The sequence below is a fragment of the Kamptonema animale CS-326 genome (genome assembly GCF_028330895.1).
Lineage (GTDB): Bacteria > Cyanobacteriota > Cyanobacteriia > Cyanobacteriales > Microcoleaceae > Kamptonema > Kamptonema formosum.
Genome location: NZ_JAQMUA010000451.1, coordinates 1 through 19,366, shown reverse-complemented (window position 1 = coordinate 19,366; position 19,366 = coordinate 1). Strand labels below are relative to the sequence as shown.

The window sequence follows — 19,366 nt, the reverse complement described above, 5'->3', positions numbered from 1 at the left end:
GCTTCGCTTCGCTCGCAATGACAGATCGTAAGTAATTTGCCAGACATGGTATTATTGAGACAATCTGCATTGTTGAGTTAACTTCATACAATTAACCTTCTGCCTTCTGCCTCCGACTTAACTAAACTGTTGAGCGTAAAAACGAGCATATCTATCGCCTTTTGCCAACAGTTCTTCGTGAGTTCCTGATTCTACTATTTTGCCATCTTCTACTACTAAAATTCTTTCGGCCCGCCGCACAGTTGCCAAACGATGAGCGATAATAAAAACAGTGCGTTGGCGAAGCCCGCCGTAGGTATCGCGCATCAATCTTTCCAAGGCTTCCTGTACTAAAGCTTCTGATTCGGAATCCAAGGCGGAGGTAGCCTCATCGAGAATTAGGATTCTAGGATTTAACAATACTGCGCGTGCGATCGCAATTCTTTGTCGCTGTCCCCCTGATAAATTCACCCCCCTTTCCCCTACCCAAGTTTGATACCCATCGGGAAATTGAGTGATAAACTGGTGAGCATTAGCAATTTTTGCCGCTGCTTCCACATCTTTCATTTCATAATAAGCTTGACCAAAGGCAATATTTTGGGCAATACTACCAGAAAATAGGATAGTTTCTTGGGGTACAATCCCAATTTGTCGGCGCAAACTCCCTACTGTCACATCCTGAATATCAATATCATCAATTAAAATCTGTCCAGCTTGGAGTTCATAGAATCTTGGTAAAAGATTAACTAAGGTCGTTTTCCCCGCACCCGAAGGGCCAACAAGCGCAATCATTTCCCCTGGATGTACCAGCAAATCTAAGTTTTGTAGTACGGGTTTTTCCGGTTGGTAGGAAAAGGTGACATTTCTATATACAACTTTACCGCTAACTGGAGGAAGCGCGATCGCGCCCGGTTTTTCCACGACACTTGGCTGAATTGCTAATAATTCAAAAATGCGGTCGCAAGAAGCTTCCCCTTGTTTAAACTCGCTATAATTGCTAGTTGTGATTGCAATCGGGTCAATTAACAGCGCCACCCCTGCTACATAACTAATAAAGGCTGTAGCCGTCAAATTGCCTTGAGAAATTTGCCAGCCGCCTAAGAAAAATAGCAGCAGTATACTCATGGCTTCTAAAAATCCCACTATCACAAACTGGAGCGCTTTTACCCGTTCTGCTAAATATTTAGCACGGCGGTTTTGTTCAGCTTCCTGTACAAATCTAGCAATCTCATATTCCTCAGCAGCGAAGGCTTTCACCAGGCGAATACCGCTGAATACTTCCGTTAACATTGCGGATAAATCAGAGATCCGATCTTGACTGCGACGAGAGTAAGTAAGTAATTTTTCGCCAAACCAGCCTATTAATATCGCCATTATGGGGGCAATTATTAATGCAGCTAAAGTTAATTGCCAGTTTAGATAAATCATGTATCCTAAGACAACAATTAGCTGCAAAACGCAAGGAACAAACTGGTGAAAAAATTTGTTAATTACTTCGCCAATTCGGTCAATATCTTCAGTGAGGCGATAGGATAAATCTCCTGTTTTTGAGGTTTCAAAGTAGCTGAGATTAAGTTGCTGCAAATGTGTATAAACTTGCTTGCGGATGTTTAAAGCAATAGTCAATGCAGCTTTTGCCATCAGCGTATCTTGTCCGTATTGAACAGTACCGCGAATTAAGAATATAACGGCACTAAGTCCGGCAATTTGAGCGAATCCTTTTAAATCTCCTTCGCCAATAAATTTGGCTGTTTCGCCAATTAACCACGCGATAATCGGCCAGAATACGGTAAAGGCTAAAGTACAAGCTAATGCCTTAGCAATAGTTTGCTGTTGTGGGCGGAGGTAAGGAAGTATTTGCCAGTAATTAGACCGAGTTTTCAAGATGTTTTGTGCCTGCAATTTCTTTAAAAAATATCTCTACTCAACTAGATTATCAATGGGGGTTTCATTAGTAAAGCCTGCTTAATAGCTACCCGATCATGGCAACCAGCAAGGGTGAAATCCCCGCAAAGGTAATTCTTGAGGCTGTAATTTGCCAACAGTAGAAGGCTGGTTTTGATTCAGACCCAGCAGCATTATACTAGAAGTTGCGATCGCTGTTCCTAAATTTGTCCTTAAATCTCCTATTTTCGGCTCTTCATTCTTCTCAACCACGCGATCGAACAATAAAGCAGTCCCATCTGGTGACACGCTCATTACTGTCTCCCACAGATCGGGTATAATCGAGAGAACTTTTACTTTAAATGTTGTCAAGTCAAAAGCCTCAAGATTTAGCTGTTCTGAGTATTCTTTCTTCCCTGCTTTGGGTCGAGTTACCAAGCAGTAAAGGAACGGTACAGCGGGGTTAAACTTGCAGTTTAAAATTTGACCGGGAGTGCTTGCTAATTCTTTCTTAGCCCCTTGATTTGTTACTAAAAACAGTGAGGGAGTGGCATCACGATTAAGTGCGATCATTGCCGATTCTCTACCGTCAGCAGTGATATCAAGCACTCTCCTAAATGAAGGGAGAAAATCTAGAGGTTTCGCATTCTCAGCAAGCGGTAAAATGGCAATACCTTCTGTTTGCGGATTCAGTATAGATGTACCATCTGGGGTTATCAAAAAATCTCCAGCAGGGCGATTTGTGAGGCGTTGGGGTAGCGTATCCGAGCGCAGCAACCACAAGCCAGTATCTTCTAAGTTGTTTCTATGAATTCGCTGAACTACGATTGCTTTACCATCTGAAGACAAGTCAAATTTTAGATTTTGATAATTTTCGCTATCTAAAACTAGGTCGATTTTCCCAGTTGATTCAGTTGCTATTTGTTGCCCAGAAAACCTGCCAGTATTAACACTATACAAACTTTGTTTAAACAAACCAGGCCGATCGTTTGACCATTCAGCAGCAGAAAATAAGATCCGATCGCCTCTAGGATAAGGTTTGAAATTTTTCACTGCTAAATTTTTAGGAGTCAAGATTTTTTTTTGTTTAAGAGTAAGATTGTATAAAATTAATCTTCCTTTTTCTTCTCCCTCTACACCTATATAAATAAAAGCTCTATCTGGAGTGCGAAAATTACCTGTGAAAGTCTGAATAAAATTGCCAAATTTCTCATGACCTATTCTAGATATTGCTCGATCTAATTTTATTTGATAAGTTGTTTCATAGCGAACAGGAGCTGTTAAGGTATAAACTAATCGCTTCCCGACCCAGCTAATTTTCCCTGGTAGTGGCGGCTCAATTTGCAAATTTGCTTCTACACTATCCCGATCCATTGGTCGGCTAAAAGTGAGAATAAAAGCGGTATCTACAGATCCTACAACTTTGTTTTGCCAACTAAAATCTCGTACTCTTGGGCGAGTGCGATCGCCAGTAAGCATCAATAATCCAATCAGTACATTTAGCAATAGTATAAGAGAGAGAGCCAGACGGTCAATTGGCTGCAATTGTTTTAGTTTTGATATCATAATTATCGCAAAAACGAAAGGCGAGATCGACTTAATAATTTTATAGGTTTATTTATATTTAAATCTGATTTAAAATAGTAGTAGTGACAGCAAATACTCGATCGGTTAGACTGAGCTATTAAGTCTATATTTCTGGTGAATTATGATCGAGAGGTACTGACTGTACTTGGCTGTTCTAGCTCAATCGCATTGATGCTGCTAAGTAGAAGGAAGAAGGAAGAAGGAAGAAGGAAGAAAAATTTAGTTATCTAGGAGAGAAGGAAGAATGTTTATACAGTCACCTTTTTAGCCATCCCGATCTTATGTTTAATTAGGTGGATTTACTTAACTGTCAATCCCGCTCATGCTAGCACGATAACTAGAAACCCAGTTTCATTTAAGAAACTGGGTTTTAAAGATTATCAGGACTTACGCAAAGAAACCGGGTTTCTATGAAAAATTAAGAATCTCAACTAGATTGTACCAAGAAACCCGGCTTCTATTTCTGGTCTCGACTTGCCTAAGTCTTGGATGATTTACCACACCTCAAAACTATTTATTTTGAGCGTGAAAATCCTTAAACGTCCGATAATTTGTCACAGGATCGTAAAGTTGACAATTCTCGGTAATCTCCTTCATCAAAGCCCAAGAAAACTTACTCTCGTGCAAATATTCTGGCCAATTTTCCTTTAAACTACTGTGAGCTAAGCGCAAGTTATACCAAGGAATAGCTGTTGAAAGATGATGAGGAATATGCACATTAATATCGTGGCACAGAAACTCAACCCAAACGGGATAATCGCAATGTACGGTTCCCGCTAATTGCGCTAAAGCTTCATTCCATTGAGAGGCAGGACTAAAGGCAATCTTAGGCGTAGTGTGATGTACAATCGTAAATGTACTCATCCAAAAATGGTAAACCAGCCAGGGCATAAGCCAAAAATTAACAAATCCCCAAATACCAGTTGTAGCAATCAAAATAGGAAATCCGATCGCAGCACCAATCAATACTACCAAAACTGAAAACCGCACTTGTTCGCGCTGTTTCCCCTGAAACTGCGACCAATCAAAATGCAATTTTGCCCAGTGAGGAATTGACCCAATCCACCACATTGGCCCCATGATTAGCCGATAAAAGAATTGCAAAGGTTTTCCAGCTTTTGCATATTCTTCTTGCGGCCAAGGATGCCAAGCATTATCTTCACCTATTTTATTCGTATGCTTGTGGTGGTGATTGTGCAGTAACCGCCAAGCATGAAATGGATAAATTAAAGGCAAAAATGCTAAATGACCAACTAAATCATTTACCCAGCGACGCTTAGCAAATGACCGATGGCCGCAGTCGTGGCCAATCACAAAAAAACCGGTCAACGCTGTACCGGTAAAAATCCAGACCAAAGGCAATAGATACCAAGGTGATATTGCCAGTAGCCAATAACCTAAGCCGACTAAAGCAACATTAATAACTACTTTTGTCCAAGCTTTTTGTGGATTTTTAGTAAAAACTTCGCGCGGCAGAGTTTTGAGAATATCTTTGAGGCGCAAGTCTGTTGCGGCGGCAGTAGATGCCAAATTCAGAGGTTTTGCGATCGATGCTGTCATAAATCGATTTCGTTTCTCCGTATGTCAGTAGAAGTTTGTAACAAAATTAACAAGAGGAAAATTTAGCCAGCTATAATTCCGCAGCAGACAGACGTTGCGATCGCCATGGCGTTTTAGCAAAGGCTAGGAAGTGCGCCGTGTTGGTAAATTGTTAAGCTTGTGATTAAAATCACCACTGCGCTTAGCAAAACTTTACCTCTTATACCATACTAGCGGAACACTTAAGGTGAGTTTTTTATGTTAATTGCTGTCGTGGGCGGCATCTCGGAGGCCGTTAGCATTTTGGGCCGATGCCGATAAGCGATGCTGTTTAAGAGTCTGGAGTTCTAGTAGCAAGGTTTCTACTTCCGCTTGTAGGTGCAGGAATTTGACTTGCTGATCCGCTTGGTAAATTGCTTTCATTGAGACCTTGCTGTGGACAGAATTGGTCGATAACGCTTGCATAGTCACCATTTGAGGGTCGCTACCTGTACTTTGGCTCCGGGAAATGGTTGCTGAACGATTTGACATTAGTAGTTGGCTAGTCATTTGTACTTACTCACACCGTTAAGATATTTTAACCTGCTACTCCTTGCATTAAACATCAAATTAACCGATCGAGTTAAAATTTATGTAAATCCAAGGCTTAGCCTAAAAATATTTGAAATCGTGACATCTATTCTTTCTGCTACTTATTCTCCTACCCCGGACGCGAAACCCAGACCCTCTGCTTGGCGTGGTCTCATAGAAGCTTATCGCCCCTATCTGCCGGTGACGGAAAGCACCCCGACGGTGACGCTACATGAGGGCAATACTCCCCTGATTCCAGTTCCAGCGATCGCCGCGATGGTGGGCCGAGGCGTACAAGTTTTAGTCAAATACGACGGCCTCAACCCTACGGGTAGTTTTAAAGACCGAGGGATGACGATGGCGATTTCCAAGGCGAAGGAGGAAGGCGCAAAGGCGGTGATCTGTGCAAGCACGGGTAATACCTCAGCCTCAGCAGCAGCCTATGCTTCTAGGGGCGGGATGGGGGCTTTTGTGTTGATCCCAGAAGGTTATGTGGCCTTGGGTAAGTTGGCCCAAGCTTTGCTTTATGGGGCGGAAGTTTTATCCATTAAGGGTAATTTTGACCAGGCGCTAGAAATTGTCCGCGATATAGCGGAGCATTATCCAGTGACTTTGGTAAATTCAGTCAATCCTTATCGCTTGGAAGGCCAGAAAACTGGGGCTTTTGAGGTTGTAGATGCTTTGGGAAATGCCCCTGACTGGCTGTGTATTCCGGTGGGCAATGCTGGCAATATTACGGCTTACTGGATGGGTTTTTGTCAATATCATCAGTTGGGAAATTGCGATCGCCTCCCTCGGATGATGGGATTTCAAGCGGCTGGGGCTGCGCCACTGGTGACTGGCCAACCCGTAGAAAATCCTGAAACGATCGCAACCGCAATTCGGATCGGCCACCCTGCTAGTTGGAAACAAGCGATCGCCGCCCAAGAAGCCAGTCGCGGCAGTTTTAACTCTGTGACTGACACAGAAATCTTGGAAGCATATAACTTGTTAGCATCTTTGGAAGGTATTTTCTGCGAACCCGCAAGTGCAGCATCCGTAGCTGGTTTACTGAAAGTGAAAGATCAGGTTCCTAGTGAAGCAACTGTAGTTTGCGTACTAACTGGAAATGGTCTAAAAGATCCTGACACGGCAATTACTTACAGCAAAAACCACTTTAAAAAGGGAATCGCACCGACAATAGAGGCTGTAGCTGGGGCAATGGGATTTTAACTTTTGAGTTTTGAATTAATAAGTACAAAATTTACGGACGATCGCAGTAACGCCGCCATCTTAGAGGTCAAGTCACCACCAAGATGACGGCGTTACATTACCCATAGATAAGTCCTCTACTCTTGTACTTATTAAATTCTTGTACTTATTAAATATTTATGCTTTGAGGAATCTTTGAGGGGAGCAAATATCTGTAAGAGACAAGCCTTTGACTATCTGCCTTCAAAATTATCTGCTCAATTTCTGCAAGATTTACATTGAATTTGTCCAAAGCTATTTTCACTTGTGGATTCTGAAAAGATGAGCCAGAATAATCCCCTAGTTGTGTATAGTAAACTGAGCCAAGTAAATAAAGGACTTGTACTTGCAATTCAGCTCTCTCTAGTGGCGGTAGTAAACCCATAAAGTTTTGCTGCTGTTTGGGGTTTGTCAGTCCCGGAGAATAGCAACCTAAAGGAAAAGCGGGCACATAAGTCATCATCCCACTTTGGGGAAAATTAACAGCAGCGTGTTGAGCGCTAGCGGTAAAAATAATCGTAGATATGGCCTCAACTAGATAATCTAAAGTTTTAATTCGACCGTCACCTTCTTCACCAATATGACAGTATCCTTTAGAAAATAACTCACCTGCCCAACTTTGTAGTTGTTCATCGCTCTCTACAGATGTATCGCTAGCATAGAACAGACCTAAATAGTCCTTAACCCACTGAAAAATAGCATCCCAAATCCGTTGACCATCATCTCGGTAAGGATAAATTGGTAGCTGTTTAGAATTGTTAACGCCCCGTTTTTCTAAAGTCCGAGGAAATGCTACTTGATTAAAGTTAGCCAACCGAGTTTGGGCTTCTTTAATAGCAAGCTGACAGTCACTACCAATAGTAGCACTTAATAGCGAGTCTATAGAGCCTCCTGGCGCTAATAAGTATTTATGTGCGCCATAATTAATCAAGATAGTACCTTCAAGATGAGGTTTCAACAAAAGCCTTACAGGATGATTTTTATCGGTAAAGCAGCGATTAGTTGCCAGCACAAAAGGCTCAACAAATAAGTGAGTTTGACCTAAGTGAGAGATTAATTCATGATAATTACTATCAGCCATTTGTAAGATGGTTTTAGCTGTTATCCAATTATCTCCATCTAGAGGCGTAAATATAGGGTTTTGCTCCAATACGGTTCATTTAAGAACAATCTGACTTCTAAAAGATGACTATATTTCCCATAAAATCGTGAGATTAAATTCGTCGCAGAGCGTTAACTGAACCGTATTGGGTTTTGCTCCCCTGAATTCTGTTGATAACAAATCGCTATCGGTAGCAAATTCCGATCTGAATAATTATCTGGTGGTACTGCAAATAAAGCTACTGGAGCATACATATACTTTTGAAGCCCACCATAACTACCATTGATTAGTGCCCCTAGCTTAGAATAGTCTGCTAGATAAAGTCGCCCTTCTCCTAGTGCTGCGTCTAGAGAATCCTGAGATACAATATTTTGGTATTGTTCGTTGGTAATTAACAGGCGGGAATCGAGTTTTGCGATTTGGTTGAGCATAACTGGGTTTGGCCCAGCTACTTGCATATAAGCAAAAACTTTATCTTGTTGGAAGTTACTTAAAGTTTCTGGCTTGATTTTTAAAGGCTCAGTTAACAGTTCGTAATCCTCTAAAGTAGGGTTAGGAGTGGAAGCAGTAGTTTCAGCTTGCTCTGAAAATGTGGGTTGATTTTTCTCTAATTTTCGCCCTAAAAATCTGGCAATTTCCTGAAGGTGTCTATATAATTCTTTGTCAACTTCCTCAACCTCTTCAGAGTTTAGATCGAGTTCATCAGGCTTTAAAAAAGTTGGAGGTTCTGGTAGATTCGCTTGTAAGCCTTTGCGTAACAAAGCTCCTACTTCTCGATCGATAGTATCAAATCTATCCTGAATTTTACTGATATTACTTCCTACTTCGAGTTCGTTATCACCATCAGGAAATATTTTTCTTGGTTCCTCAGTAATTCCTAAACCTAACACTGATTTCAACTTCAAAACTGCATTAGTTAAATCTTCTTTTCCCTTAGCTGCTTTAATTTCTTCATTAATCGACTTTAATAAATCAATTTTGTTTGAATCAATTTCATTCTCATTTGAAACTGAGTCATCGATCGAAGCAGCAGATTTTTTTATTTCCGCAAAAACACCTAATGCTAGGGTACTTAGAACTAAACTCAGCCATTTTTGCTTAGGAAGTTCATCTGCTGTAGGCAGTTGAGGTAGATATGATATTATGCTGGGCGGTACACTTGTCATCGCTAGAGGAGCTAGAACTGTATAATCATATTCATATTTACCAGAGATAATTAATCTCTTAGCCAAAGGCACATTTGCTAAAAAACTTAAAAGACGGTATAGGGTTTCAATGATTTCTTGAGTCCAAAAAGACATTGCTTTACTCCTTACAAAAGTATGATTGTCAGAATTGTTGAAGCGAATGTAAATAGAAGACCCTTATGCTAAAATCTATTTATAGCTCAAAAGGCTATCAAAGCACAGTAAGTAAGCCAGGTTTATACGCTTTTACCTCTCAAGGTTAGCTATCAATCCTGATGTGATAAGTTATTAGGTAACAGATCGGGAGGACAACTGAAAAATGAGTTAGGTTGGGTAACGAACGCAACTAATCTAACATCTCTCTCACGGGGCGTGTCAAGGAAAGAGAGTCTCTTTTACGTAAAGAATTACTAAGAGTTTGTGAATAAAAATAAATCTAAAATATAGCAACCGCCTTGGCAGTTAAAACTTACGTAACGCCGCCTAGAAGGCGGCGTTACGTACTACTAAAATTGATTTGCCCAATTCTTGGCCCAATTTAAAGTTTCATGCACTTGCTCTAAGGTAGCTGCTTCGCAATACAGCCGCAAAACGGGTTCAGTACCGCTAAAACGAATTAACAACCATCTACCATCAGCTAAGCGAAATTTATAACCATCAACCGTATTGCAATCTACCACAGCCTGTCCAGCAATTTCTGTTAAAGGATGACTTTGCAATTGTTCTAAAAGGCGCGATCGCACTTCCATACTCGCCAAGGGTAAATCTATGCGATCGTAAACTGAATGAAACCCAGTTTCTTGTTGCAAACGGCGGTAAATATCGCTCAAATCTTCTCCAGATTGCACCACAGCTTCTAGCAAATATAATGCAGAAAGTAAAGCATCGCGCTCTGGAATATGAGTTCCATAACCAATTCCTCCCGACTCTTCGCCACCAACTAAAACCTGAGTGGTTAACATCCGATCGGCAATATATTTGTAACCTATGGGTGTCTCAAATAGAGGCAAATTGTACAAATTCGCTATCTTGGGAAATAAATCAGAACCGCTAACTGTTTTAACGACTTCGCCAGTAAATCCTCGGCGCTTAGCCAGATGTTCTATTAATATCGGAATCAAGATTTGAGAACTCAAGAAGTTGCCATTGCCATCAACAGCAGCAATGCGATCGCTATCCCCATCAAAGACAAAACCAATCGCCAAACCACCTTCAGCGCGTTGGTGAGTGCGTATGACGCGGAATAACTCGGAAAGGTAACGGGGTAAAGGTTCCGGTGCGCCGCCACCGAATAAAGGATCGCGATCGCTATTAATTTCTCTAACTGGCACTTCCAAGATTTGAGCCAATCCGCCCGCCGCCGCACCGTGCATGACATCGACAAATACTGTGAGTTTACCAGAGGAAACCGCCTCCCGAATCCCATTAATATCTACCATCCCCCGCAAAGTTTCGCAGTAACTCGGCCAAGGATTGAACCTTTCTAATTTTCCTAAAGTTGGGGATGCGATCGCCGGATCTGCTAACCTAGCCTCAATCTGCTCAGTCACTTCCGGGGAAACCGAACCGCCAAATCCCCCCTTAACTTTTAACCCCAAATACTTACCGGGATTATGGCTAGCCGTCATCACAATTGCACCCAGAGCCTCCTGCTGATAAGCGGCTAAACTGAAAGCAGGAGTAGGAGCATAAGTATCCGTTAGCAGCACATCAAACCCTGCCGCTTGGATGCTTTCAGCAGCTTTGAGGGCAAATTCTTCAGCCAAAAAACGGCGATCGTGACCAACGATCGCCATCCTGTTATTGGTGGTAGTATCGCCATAAACCTGTGCTAAGATTTGCACTGCGATCGGAGCCACTATTGCCACTCGCTCAAAGGTGAAATCGTCAGCAATTACCCCACGCCATCCATCAGTACCAAATTTTATTGCTTGAGCCATATTAATTTTGTTAATTGTTAGTGGTTAGTTGGTAATTAGTAATAGGTTAACGGTTAACAGTTAACCGTTAACCGTTAACAATTAAAAGAATGCTGGTTGATGGCGAATCAAGTTGAGAAATTCTTCGCGAGTTTTTTGTTCGTCTTGGAACTCGCCCAGCATAGCACTGGTAACAGTCCAAGAACCAGGTTTTTGCACGCCGCGCATCACCATGCACATATGACTGGCTTCCAAGACCACAGCTACTCCCTTCGGTTCTAATATTGTCTGCACTGCTTCAGCAATTTGGCGCGTCAGCCTTTCCTGTACTTGCAAGCGACGGGCATACATCTCGACTATCCTAGCTAATTTGCTAAGTCCGACTACTTTCTGATTAGGAATGTAGGCGACGTGAGCTTTGCCCATAAAGGGTAGCATATGGTGTTCGCAAAGGCTAAACACGCTGATGTCACGAACTAATACCATCTCGTTGTGACCTTCATCAAAGATAGCGCCGTTGAGAAGTTCTTCTAAAGATTGGCTATAGCCGCTAGTCAGAAACTGCATTGCTTCTGCTACTCGTTTAGGGGTTTTCAGTAAGCCTTCGCGTTCGGGATCTTCTCCCACTCCCAGCAGCATTGTCCGCACGGCCGCCATCATTTCCTCGCTACTTACTTCTGATGATACGGGCAGATTCGGTTCTTGACCGTTTAAGGAATTGCGGTCTGGTCGGGTAGAGATCCGAGGTGCGTCGCTTGTGGTTTCGGATAGTTTTGCGCTGTTGGTTGAGGGGGAATTAGAGCCATTAGAACCGTTAGGAGGTGCGATAGTCATAAGTAGTTTGTGTGAGGGTAAAGGACAAAACAATTAAAAATTAAAAATTAAAAATTAAAAATTTTACCTATTTAATTAATTTTTAATTTTCATCTTTAATTTTTAATTTTTTAGAAGACTCCAGCGTTGGATATTAAGGTTAATTCTTCAATTACTGCGCCAGCGGGTAACTGGACTGTATAGAGAATTGACTCGGCAACAACTTCTGGGGTTAACATGGCAGTGCGATCGAAGTCGGCTTGAACTGTTTCTGTATCCCAGATGGGAGTATTGACGGAACCTGGACAAATTGCTGTTACGCGAATTCCGCGTCCGCGTTCTTCCATTGCTAGGGTTTTGGAGAGAGCCAACAGAGCGAATTTGCTAGCGCAGTAGGCTCCCCAGTTAGGAAATACTTGGCTCCCAGCTATGGAGACGACGTTGACGATTGTGCCACCGCGATCGCGCATTCCTGGCAAGATCCCTTGAATGCACTGCAACACGCTAGTAACATTGAGGTCTTGGACTCGTTGCCAGTCCGCTAGGGATATTGCCGCGAGAGAGCCTGTATAGCCCATACCAGCATTATTTACCAGGATATCGATGGGGCCGAATTCCGAGGCGATCGCACTGATGCCTGTTCGCACCTGCTCTAGTGCAGCTAAGTCCAAGGGATATGCTTCTGCTTTCACCCCCGCAAGCCTAGCAGCTAAAGCTACTGCCTCTAATTTTTCGGGCGTTCGGCTTACCAAAGCCACGTTTATGCCTGCTTTTGCAAAGGCTAGAGCCGTTGCTTTGCCAATACCACTGCTGGCTCCGGTAATTAGAGCCTGCTTTGTTGTTGGATGATTCATCAAATTTGCCGATATTTTGTGGGGCACGTCCTTTGAGCCATGCAGCTTTCTTAGGCATAATAGAAAGCTGCCGGCAATACACACTTAAAAACCGGGAATTATGAGATTTACATGAAGAATTGTTAAGTCCGTGTCTCCTGAGAAATTATAGCACTGCTGGCAGGCTATTCTGGTTCCCAAGGAAAATTAAACTCCAATTTCAGTGAATACACCGATTTTACGGAATTTTTGATATCGGAGTTCGCGACGCTGCTGGCCGGTGAGCTGGGTCAGTTCGGTTAAGTTCTGTAACAAAGATTGTTTCAAAATTTCAGCAGCCTTAAGGGGATGAGCGTGAGCGCCGCCGTTGGGCTCGGGTACGATCTCATCAAGGATACCCAGATTTTTTAAGTCTGCGGCAGTGATTTTTAAGGCTTCTGCTGCCAAGTTAGCTTTGCCTGCGTCTTTCCAGAGAATGGCGGCGCAAGCTTCGGGGGTTGCCACCGTGTAAACAGAATGTTCTAACATCAATAGCCGATCGCCGACACCAATACCTAAAGCGCCGCCAGAGCCACCTTCGCCGATGACAGTGCAGATAATCGGAACATCGAGGCTGAACATTTCCCGGAGATTGTAGGCGATCGCCTCTCCCGGGCCGAGTTTTTCTGCCTCAACGCTAGGTAAAGCGCCGGGAGTATCGATAAAGGTCAAAATTGGCATTCCAAAGCGATTGCCATGTTCCATCAGGCGCATAGCTTTGCGGTAGCCGCCAGGGGAAGCCATACCGAAGTTACGGGCGACATTATCTTTAGTATCGCGACCTTTTTGATGACCAATAATCACCACAGGTCGTCCGTCAAGGCGGGCAACACCACCAACGAGGGCGGGGTCATCTGAGCCGCCGCGATCGCCGTGTAGCTCCATCCAGTCGTCGCTAATTGCCTGAATATAATCGAGGGTACTAGGGCGACGGGGGTGACGAGCCAGTTGCAGCCGTTGCATCGGCGACAAGCCAGTAAAAATTTCTTGACGAAGTTGGGCCGAACGTGCTTCCAACTGGCGAATGTCCTCGGAGACATCTACACCATTTTCGTCAGCTAGTTGGCGAATCTGGTTAATCCGGGTTTCCAGTTCCGCCAGGGGCTTTTCAAATTCTAATAGGAGGGGTTTACGGTCAGCGTTGGGCACACTAGGAATTTCGATAAAATTTGGATTTAGTCTGGATCGATCCTACCCTGTCAGGTGTGAACAGCGAAAGTTTCAAATCTACTTAACCTCTTTTGAGGCGCGATCGTAGCTATTCACCCCCGGTTGGGGAATTGCTTTGTGCGGGAAATCTCTGTAAACTCGACAGCAAAGAAATTTTTACTAACACTAATTATGTCCTACCAAAGTCAAAAAAACGCAAAATCTTCTGACTTCTTCAGAACTGCGAACAGTAAAGCAAGTGGCATCGAACTAAGTGCACCCGAAGCACTAATGGCTATTTCCATATTAGCCGTCAGTGCCGATGGCAAAATGGCCCAAGAAGAAAAGCAGACACTTGGTGCTAATCACGTCCGCCTTTTCAGTGCTTATTCCCGCGAAGAATTCCAAGAACTTTTTAAGAAAGTTTTAGGCTTGGTAAATAAGTACAGACCTTCCGATGTATTCATCGCTGCCAAAAACGGGCTAACACCTAAGTTACGACAAACAGCTTTTGCCATCGCCGCCGATCTAGTTTTAGCCGATGGAGTTTTCACCCAAGAGGAACAAGACTTGCTAGTTGAACTCTGGGAAGCATTAGAACTTAAAGACGAAATCGGTCAAAAAATTATGGAGGTAATGATCATCAAGAACTGCACGGATAATAGTTAACTGTTAACTGTTAACTGTCAACTGTCAACTGTTAAATGTCAACTGTTAAATGTCAACTGTCAACTGTTAACTAAAACAATAACAGGGGTCTAAATCCGTGTTTTAGAGAAACTTTCCCGATCATCTCCATCTTTTCAATAGTGATCTGATTTCGCCCCCAAGAAAAGTTCGTGTACCACTTTTCAAACTCCAGCAACATGGATTCAGCAAAACAAGCAAACAACTGACGAGCTGGCACATCCATACTGACTATTTTCATAATTTTCCAGTCAATATCTAGAGAATGTTCCACTATCCCACCCTGAAGCACATAGACTCCGGGATGTTGAACTTTACTTGCTAAATTTTTAGGATAGCCGCCATCAATCATCAGACAAGGTTGCTTTAATTCTTTGGGATTAATTTCAACTCCCTTGGGCATACTCGCTACCCAAACTATAATATCGGCTAGAGGTAGAGCTTCCTCTAAATCCATAATTTTGCCGCGCCCTAATTCCGATTCTAAGGCTTGCAAGCGTTCGCGATCGCGAGCAATTAGCAACAATTCTTTAACATTTGTCCGGTTATTCAGCCACCGACAAACCGCACTACCAATATCACCAGTCGCCCCGCAAACGGCAACAGTAGCCTGAGACAAGTCTATCCCTAACTTAGGGGCGGCTTCTTCTACTTGGCGACAGATAATATAAGCAGTATGGGTATTACCAGTAGTGAAGCGTTCAAACTCCAACTTAATATTCCTAATTTGCTGAATCTGCTGCAAGTTGAAATTTTCAAAGATAATCGAAGAAAACCCACCTAAAGCTGTGATATTAATGCCGTGCTTTTGAGCGTGAACCATCGCGTTGAGTATTTTCCGCGTAGCTGCCTTAATCCGGCGATTTGCCAGCATTTCTGGTAGAAAGCAAGATTCTACATAGCGGCCCTCTATTTTTTGACCTGTGATGCTAGTTACAGTGATATTATCAACGATTTGAGGAGGAGCGCTGCACCAAAAGTCAAGCCCCTGATCTGCGTATTCTGGATAGCCCAACTCTTTTGCGACTGATTGGGCGTGTTCTAAGCTACTTAAGTGACCAATTAAACCAAACATTAAATAAAAAGTCAGTTTTCTGTTGTTAGGTGGAATTGCTAATTGCTAATTGCTAATTGCTAATTGCTAATTGCTAATTGCTAATTTGGTACTTATGAGTTAGGAAATTAAATCTTTAACTCAAAACTCTTTCTTCCCTATTAGCCTTTAGCTTTTAGCTTTTAGCTTTTAGCTATCAGCCATTAGCAATTAGCCATTTTTATGCAGCGGTAAGACCGTAGGCGGACATCCGCATAATGTCGCGAGTGGTAAAGCCAATATTGCTGAGGGCTTCGCCGTAGGCTATCATAAAATCCTCAACTAAGGCATCTTTTTCCATGCCCAAAACGCGGGCATCGTCTTCAACTTGGTTGAGCATTCGCCAGACTATGGGTAAGTTTTGGCGGTTGGCGGCTTCAACTTCAGCTTTGGACTCCTCAAAGTGAGCTTTAAGCCATTCTTCGCCAAAGTTGAGGTGGTTGTACTCATCTTTAACTACCCCTTCAGTGATTTTTCGAGCGAAGTCATCGGCAACGGGGATGTAAATATTGTAAGCTGCGATCGCGAAGCACTCGATAATCAGCGATTGAATCACCAAACAAGTTACCACCTTACCTGCTGCCATTGCTTCTTGGAAATTGCTGTGCAGTGCCGCAAAGAAATCCTTGGCAAATTCCATGTCTGGCGTTACCTTAAGATTGCGGCCGCAAGCTTGGAACCCTTTCATGTGTCGGTTTTCCATCTTAGACAACGAAATCAACACATCCTTTTGGTCAGGCAGCATTTCGCCCAGTCTGATGTAGTTGTCATAAGCCTCCTGTTCGCCTTCGATCACAATGGCGTTAATCCGGCTGTAGGCATCTTTGTAGGTTGCCGTTTCAAAGTCGATTGCTGGGCTGGCCTCAAGCTGCTGCATAGGTCTGTCGTCTCCTCATCACAAAAGAGTAAATACTTAAATAGAGCTTTGGAGCTGGGGTCAAAGGTAAAGTTATTTTACTTAACTTAGCTTATAGTTTACTTTACCTATTTAAACGAACAATTTACCAGTTTTGTTGGACTCCGCGAAGCTACAGAGGCTCAAAGCGTGAAAAAATCGGCATTTTACCTCACTTAGAGCATTTATGGCTAAACAATTTCAGACATCCAGGGCAGGAGAAATGCTCGTTTGGTTTTTTTTGTTAGTTGGGGCCGCTGTGGTGCTGATCCCCCTTGCTGTTGTAGTTGTTACATCATTCACCCCAGCTTCTATCAAAGCAACTGATCTAACTCTAGCTAATTATCTTGAAGCTTGGCGTAGGGGAAACTTTTTACTGGCTTTTATTAATTCTACTTTAGTGGCACTGGCGGTGACGGGGTGTCAGGTGGTTACGTCGGCTTTAGCTGGTTACGCTTTAGCCCGGTTGCAGTTCCGAGGGCGTGGGGCTTTGCTTTTGGTGGTTTTGGCAACGCTGGTGATTCCGTTTCAGCTATTGGTGATTCCTATCTTCCTGGTTTTGAAGTGGGGCCACCTACTCAATACTTACGGGGCTCTGATTTTACCGACGGCGGCGAGTGGATTTGGGATTTTCTTGATGCGCCAGTATTTTAGCTCGATTCCGGTGGAGTTGGAGGAGGCGGCGGCTTTGGATGGGGCCAATCGCTGGCAAGTTTTGTGGTTGGTGATGTTACCTTTAGCGCGTCCCGCTTTGGTGACGCTATTTTTGTTTGCTTTTATCGGGGAGTGGAACGATTTGTTTAAGCCGTTGGTGTTTACGACGAGGCCGGAGTTAAGGACTGTGCAATTAGTTTTGGCTGAGTTTCAGGAACAGTTTACCAGTAGTTGGCCTTTATTAATGGCAGCGGTTGTTATTGCCACTTTGCCTGTGGTGGTGTTATTTTTAATTGGTCAAAAACAGTTTATTCGAGGTATTGCAGCGACGGGAATTAAGAATTGATATGAGTGGATGCTGATTTTCTACGGTGTGAAGATTATTTGAGAGTAACTATGGAGGAAATCAACGATGAATTTAGAGCAAGCCGTTTTAGATAAGTTGCGGGCATTACCCCCGGATAAGCAGCAAGAAATTTTAGATTTTGCTGAGTTTCTTCAACAAAAAAGTCTTCCTAAAAAAACTCTAAAAAGCGTCAAAGGAATGTGGGCTAATTTAGATATGGAGATTACGGAAGAAGATATTGCCCAAGCTAGAAAAGAAATGTGGGGCAATTTTCCGAGGGAGGATATTTTATGACAGCCGTTGTCGCTGACACTCATACAATTATCTGGTATTTGCGGGAGACTACTCGATTATCCCCAGCAGCAATGATGGCTTTAGATGCAGCATCAGCAGGAGGTAATCCGATTTATGTGTCTGCAATTTCTGTGGTAGAAGTAGGCTATTTAGTGGAAAGGTATCGGTTGCCAGAAGAGGCATTTGGCCAGTTAATTAATGCTTTATCTGATGCAGGGACTGGGTTAGAAATAGCCCCTCTGGATTTAATCACAGCACAAACTTTGCGTCAGATTCCCCGCGATGTAGTGCCAGATATGCCAGACAGAATTATTGCGGCTACTGCTTTATCTTTGAATCTTCCCTTAGTCACCCGCGATGGGAAAATTCAAGCTTTAACTACTATTCAGACAATTTGGTGAATATGATAAAATAAATCTTGGTGCTATTCCCTACCCCCTCACCATCATGGATGAAACTCGCGCCCAAGCTTACGCTAATCTGATTCAACAACTCCTCAGTTGCCCCAATGGTGAGGAACCGCAGATTTTACAGGCTAACTCGGAATTACTCGATGCAGAATTTCTCATAGTTTGCCAGATAATAGCCGAAAACTTGGCAGGGGAAGGCCAGGAAAATGCGGCGGATTTTTTAAGGAATTTGGCGAGTCAGTTAGGGCAATTCTTGGGTATTCAGGATCGAGAAGATGGGGAAAATTCTGAGGGGGAAAATGACCAAGAGTATGCCAGGTTTATCCTTGAATTGTTGCAAGCAGAACAAGATAGTAATGGCGATGTTAAAATAATTCACCCGCTTTTCCAACAACGGCAACATCTCCTTAATCGCCGTTTCTCAGATATTTTACAGCAAGTGGCAGAGAATTTAATTGCTGATAAAGATTCAGAAACAATTGCGTCAATTTTTGGTCTCATTGAATATTTGAGTATTCATATTTATCAATTTCCACTGGGGAAAAAAGCGAATAATATTGAAATAGCTATAGCAGGTTATCAAATAGTTTTAAGTCATCGGCAACCAGGAAGCGAAAATTGGGCAGGGACTCAAAATAATGTGGGACTTGCCTACTTGGACAAAATCACAGGCAACCGGGCCCAGAATATAGATACTGCGATCGCTTGTTATCAATTGGCATTAACAGTTTACACCCGTAAGAATTTTCCTGAAAAATGGGCAACGACTCAAAATAATCTGGCAAATGCCTACTTGGACAAAATCACAGGCAACCGGGCAGAGAATATCGATACTGCGATCGCTTGTTATCAATTAGCATTAGAAGTTAGAACCTGTGAGGATTTTCCCCAAGATTGGGCAGGGACTCAAAATAATCTGGCAACTGCCTACTCCAAAAAAATCACGGGCAACCGAGCAGAGAATATAGATACGGCGATCGCTTGTTTTCAATTGGCATTAGAAGTTAGAACCCGTGAGGATTTTCCTGAAAAATGGGCAATAACTCAAAATAATCTGGCGGCTGCCTACGGAGACAAAATCACGGGCAACCGGGCCCAGAATATAGATACTGCGATCGCTTGTTTTCAATTGGCATTAGAAGTTATAACCCGTGAG

At 43.0% G+C, this 19,366-nt stretch carries 17 protein-coding genes and 1 pseudogene; 6 read left to right on the top strand and 12 right to left on the bottom strand.

Annotated elements, in window-relative coordinates; genetic code table 11:
• Positions 1 to 117: 117 nt before the first annotated feature.
• The 4 genes from PN499_RS26330 to PN499_RS26315 all read right to left on the bottom strand — a co-directional run bounded on the left by PN499_RS26330 (position 118) and on the right by PN499_RS26315 (position 5,412).
• A complete protein-coding gene (locus tag PN499_RS26330; RefSeq protein WP_272036099.1) occupies positions 118 to 1,863 on the bottom strand; it encodes an ABC transporter ATP-binding protein in 1,746 nt (581 codons plus the stop codon).
• Between the two features lie 96 nt (positions 1,864 to 1,959).
• The gene (locus tag PN499_RS26325) at positions 1,960 to 3,429 is read right to left on the bottom strand and encodes an Ig-like domain-containing domain (RefSeq protein WP_272036098.1); all 1,470 of its coding nucleotides are present in this window, start codon (positions 3,427 to 3,429) and stop codon (positions 1,960 to 1,962) included.
• 531 nt (positions 3,430 to 3,960) lie between these two features.
• Positions 3,961 to 5,010 (bottom strand): fatty acid desaturase, encoded by a 1,050-nt coding sequence (locus PN499_RS26320; RefSeq protein WP_272036097.1) that lies wholly within the window; start codon positions 5,008 to 5,010, stop codon positions 3,961 to 3,963.
• Positions 5,011 to 5,250: 240 nt separating this feature from the next.
• The gene (locus tag PN499_RS26315) at positions 5,251 to 5,412 is read right to left on the bottom strand and encodes a hypothetical protein (RefSeq protein WP_272036096.1); all 162 of its coding nucleotides are present in this window, start codon (positions 5,410 to 5,412) and stop codon (positions 5,251 to 5,253) included.
• Between the two features lie 255 nt (positions 5,413 to 5,667).
• On the opposite strand from PN499_RS26315, the gene thrC reads away from it, so the two are divergent.
• Complete coding sequence (gene thrC / locus PN499_RS26310) at positions 5,668 to 6,771, top strand: threonine synthase (RefSeq protein ID WP_272036102.1); 1,104 nt, start codon at positions 5,668 to 5,670, stop codon at positions 6,769 to 6,771.
• 148 nt (positions 6,772 to 6,919) lie between these two features.
• Here the strand turns inward: thrC and PN499_RS26305 are convergent, their stop codons facing one another.
• The 6 genes from PN499_RS26305 to accA all read right to left on the bottom strand — a co-directional run bounded on the left by PN499_RS26305 (position 6,920) and on the right by accA (position 13,831).
• Entirely contained in the window at positions 6,920 to 7,939 is a 1,020-nt protein-coding gene (locus PN499_RS26305) for a lipoxygenase family protein (protein ID WP_272036095.1), read from the bottom strand.
• A gap of 83 nt (positions 7,940 to 8,022) precedes the next feature.
• The gene (locus PN499_RS26300) at positions 8,023 to 9,192 is read right to left on the bottom strand and encodes a hypothetical protein (protein ID WP_272036093.1); all 1,170 of its coding nucleotides are present in this window, start codon (positions 9,190 to 9,192) and stop codon (positions 8,023 to 8,025) included.
• Between the two features lie 392 nt (positions 9,193 to 9,584).
• Positions 9,585 to 11,018 carry a phosphoglucomutase/phosphomannomutase family protein gene (locus PN499_RS26295; protein WP_272036091.1) on the bottom strand — a complete coding sequence of 478 codons (1,434 nt, stop codon included), beginning with the start codon at positions 11,016 to 11,018 and terminating at the stop codon, positions 9,585 to 9,587.
• An 81-nt stretch (positions 11,019 to 11,099) separates the two neighbouring features.
• Positions 11,100 to 11,831, bottom strand: a complete 732-nt coding sequence (gene folE / locus PN499_RS26290) for a GTP cyclohydrolase I FolE (RefSeq protein ID WP_272036090.1) — start codon at positions 11,829 to 11,831, stop codon at positions 11,100 to 11,102.
• A 110-nt stretch (positions 11,832 to 11,941) separates the two neighbouring features.
• Positions 11,942 to 12,664 carry an SDR family oxidoreductase gene (locus PN499_RS26285; protein ID WP_272036088.1) on the bottom strand — a complete coding sequence of 241 codons (723 nt, stop codon included), beginning with the start codon at positions 12,662 to 12,664 and terminating at the stop codon, positions 11,942 to 11,944.
• A gap of 186 nt (positions 12,665 to 12,850) precedes the next feature.
• Positions 12,851 to 13,831: an acetyl-CoA carboxylase carboxyl transferase subunit alpha gene (gene accA / locus PN499_RS26280; protein WP_272036086.1), complete on the bottom strand. Its 981-nt coding sequence runs from the start codon at positions 13,829 to 13,831 to the stop codon at positions 12,851 to 12,853.
• Positions 13,832 to 14,023: 192 nt separating this feature from the next.
• Between accA and PN499_RS26275 the strand changes: the two genes are divergently transcribed.
• Positions 14,024 to 14,500, top strand: a complete 477-nt coding sequence (locus tag PN499_RS26275) for a tellurite resistance TerB family protein (protein ID WP_272036085.1) — start codon at positions 14,024 to 14,026, stop codon at positions 14,498 to 14,500.
• Between the two features lie 70 nt (positions 14,501 to 14,570).
• On the opposite strand, the gene PN499_RS26270 is transcribed toward PN499_RS26275, so the two are convergent.
• Positions 14,571 to 15,593 (bottom strand): long-chain acyl-[acyl-carrier-protein] reductase, encoded by a 1,023-nt coding sequence (locus PN499_RS26270; protein WP_272036083.1) that lies wholly within the window; start codon positions 15,591 to 15,593, stop codon positions 14,571 to 14,573.
• Positions 15,594 to 15,792: 199 nt separating this feature from the next.
• Positions 15,793 to 16,488, bottom strand: a complete 696-nt coding sequence (locus PN499_RS26265; protein WP_272036081.1) for an aldehyde oxygenase (deformylating) — start codon at positions 16,486 to 16,488, stop codon at positions 15,793 to 15,795.
• Between the two features lie 205 nt (positions 16,489 to 16,693).
• Here PN499_RS26265 and PN499_RS26260 point away from each other — a divergent pair, with 205 nt between their 5' ends.
• From PN499_RS26260 to PN499_RS26245, 4 genes and pseudogenes are all read left to right on the top strand, one after another.
• A complete protein-coding gene (locus tag PN499_RS26260; protein ID WP_272036079.1) occupies positions 16,694 to 17,506 on the top strand; it encodes a carbohydrate ABC transporter permease in 813 nt (270 codons plus the stop codon).
• A 66-nt stretch (positions 17,507 to 17,572) separates the two neighbouring features.
• Positions 17,573 to 17,800: a DUF2281 domain-containing protein gene (locus PN499_RS26255; protein WP_272036077.1), complete on the top strand. Its 228-nt coding sequence runs from the start codon at positions 17,573 to 17,575 to the stop codon at positions 17,798 to 17,800.
• Positions 17,797 to 18,201, top strand: a complete 405-nt coding sequence (locus tag PN499_RS26250) for a type II toxin-antitoxin system VapC family toxin (RefSeq protein WP_272036075.1) — start codon at positions 17,797 to 17,799, stop codon at positions 18,199 to 18,201. The genes PN499_RS26255 and PN499_RS26250 overlap by 4 nt, the downstream gene beginning before the upstream one ends.
• A 46-nt stretch (positions 18,202 to 18,247) precedes the next feature.
• A pseudogene (locus PN499_RS26245) lies at positions 18,248 to 19,366 on the top strand (tetratricopeptide repeat protein); the annotation flags it as partial.

What these genes read in the sequence shown, in the direction of transcription:
- PN499_RS26325 (WP_272036098.1), bottom strand. Translation starts at nt 3,429, where the DNA reads ATGATATCAAAACTAAAACAATTGCAGCCAATTGACCGTCTGGCTCTC.
- PN499_RS26320 (WP_272036097.1), bottom strand. Translation starts at nt 5,010, where the DNA reads ATGACAGCATCGATCGCAAAACCTCTGAATTTGGCATCTACTGCCGCC.
- PN499_RS26315 (WP_272036096.1), bottom strand. Translation starts at nt 5,412, where the DNA reads ATGAAAGCAATTTACCAAGCGGATCAGCAAGTCAAATTCCTGCACCTA.
- PN499_RS26300 (WP_272036093.1), bottom strand. Translation starts at nt 9,192, where the DNA reads ATGTCTTTTTGGACTCAAGAAATCATTGAAACCCTATACCGTCTTTTA.
- PN499_RS26295 (WP_272036091.1), bottom strand. Translation starts at nt 11,018, where the DNA reads ATGGCTCAAGCAATAAAATTTGGTACTGATGGATGGCGTGGGGTAATT.
- folE (WP_272036090.1), bottom strand. Translation starts at nt 11,831, where the DNA reads ATGACTATCGCACCTCCTAACGGTTCTAATGGCTCTAATTCCCCCTCA.
- PN499_RS26285 (WP_272036088.1), bottom strand. Translation starts at nt 12,664, where the DNA reads ATGAATCATCCAACAACAAAGCAGGCTCTAATTACCGGAGCCAGCAGT.
- PN499_RS26275 (WP_272036085.1), top strand. Translation starts at nt 14,024, where the DNA reads ATGTCCTACCAAAGTCAAAAAAACGCAAAATCTTCTGACTTCTTCAGA.
- PN499_RS26270 (WP_272036083.1), bottom strand. Translation starts at nt 15,593, where the DNA reads ATGTTTGGTTTAATTGGTCACTTAAGTAGCTTAGAACACGCCCAATCA.
- PN499_RS26265 (WP_272036081.1), bottom strand. Translation starts at nt 16,488, where the DNA reads ATGCAGCAGCTTGAGGCCAGCCCAGCAATCGACTTTGAAACGGCAACC.
- PN499_RS26260 (WP_272036079.1), top strand. Translation starts at nt 16,694, where the DNA reads ATGGCTAAACAATTTCAGACATCCAGGGCAGGAGAAATGCTCGTTTGG.
- PN499_RS26255 (WP_272036077.1), top strand. Translation starts at nt 17,573, where the DNA reads ATGAATTTAGAGCAAGCCGTTTTAGATAAGTTGCGGGCATTACCCCCG.
- PN499_RS26250 (WP_272036075.1), top strand. Translation starts at nt 17,797, where the DNA reads ATGACAGCCGTTGTCGCTGACACTCATACAATTATCTGGTATTTGCGG.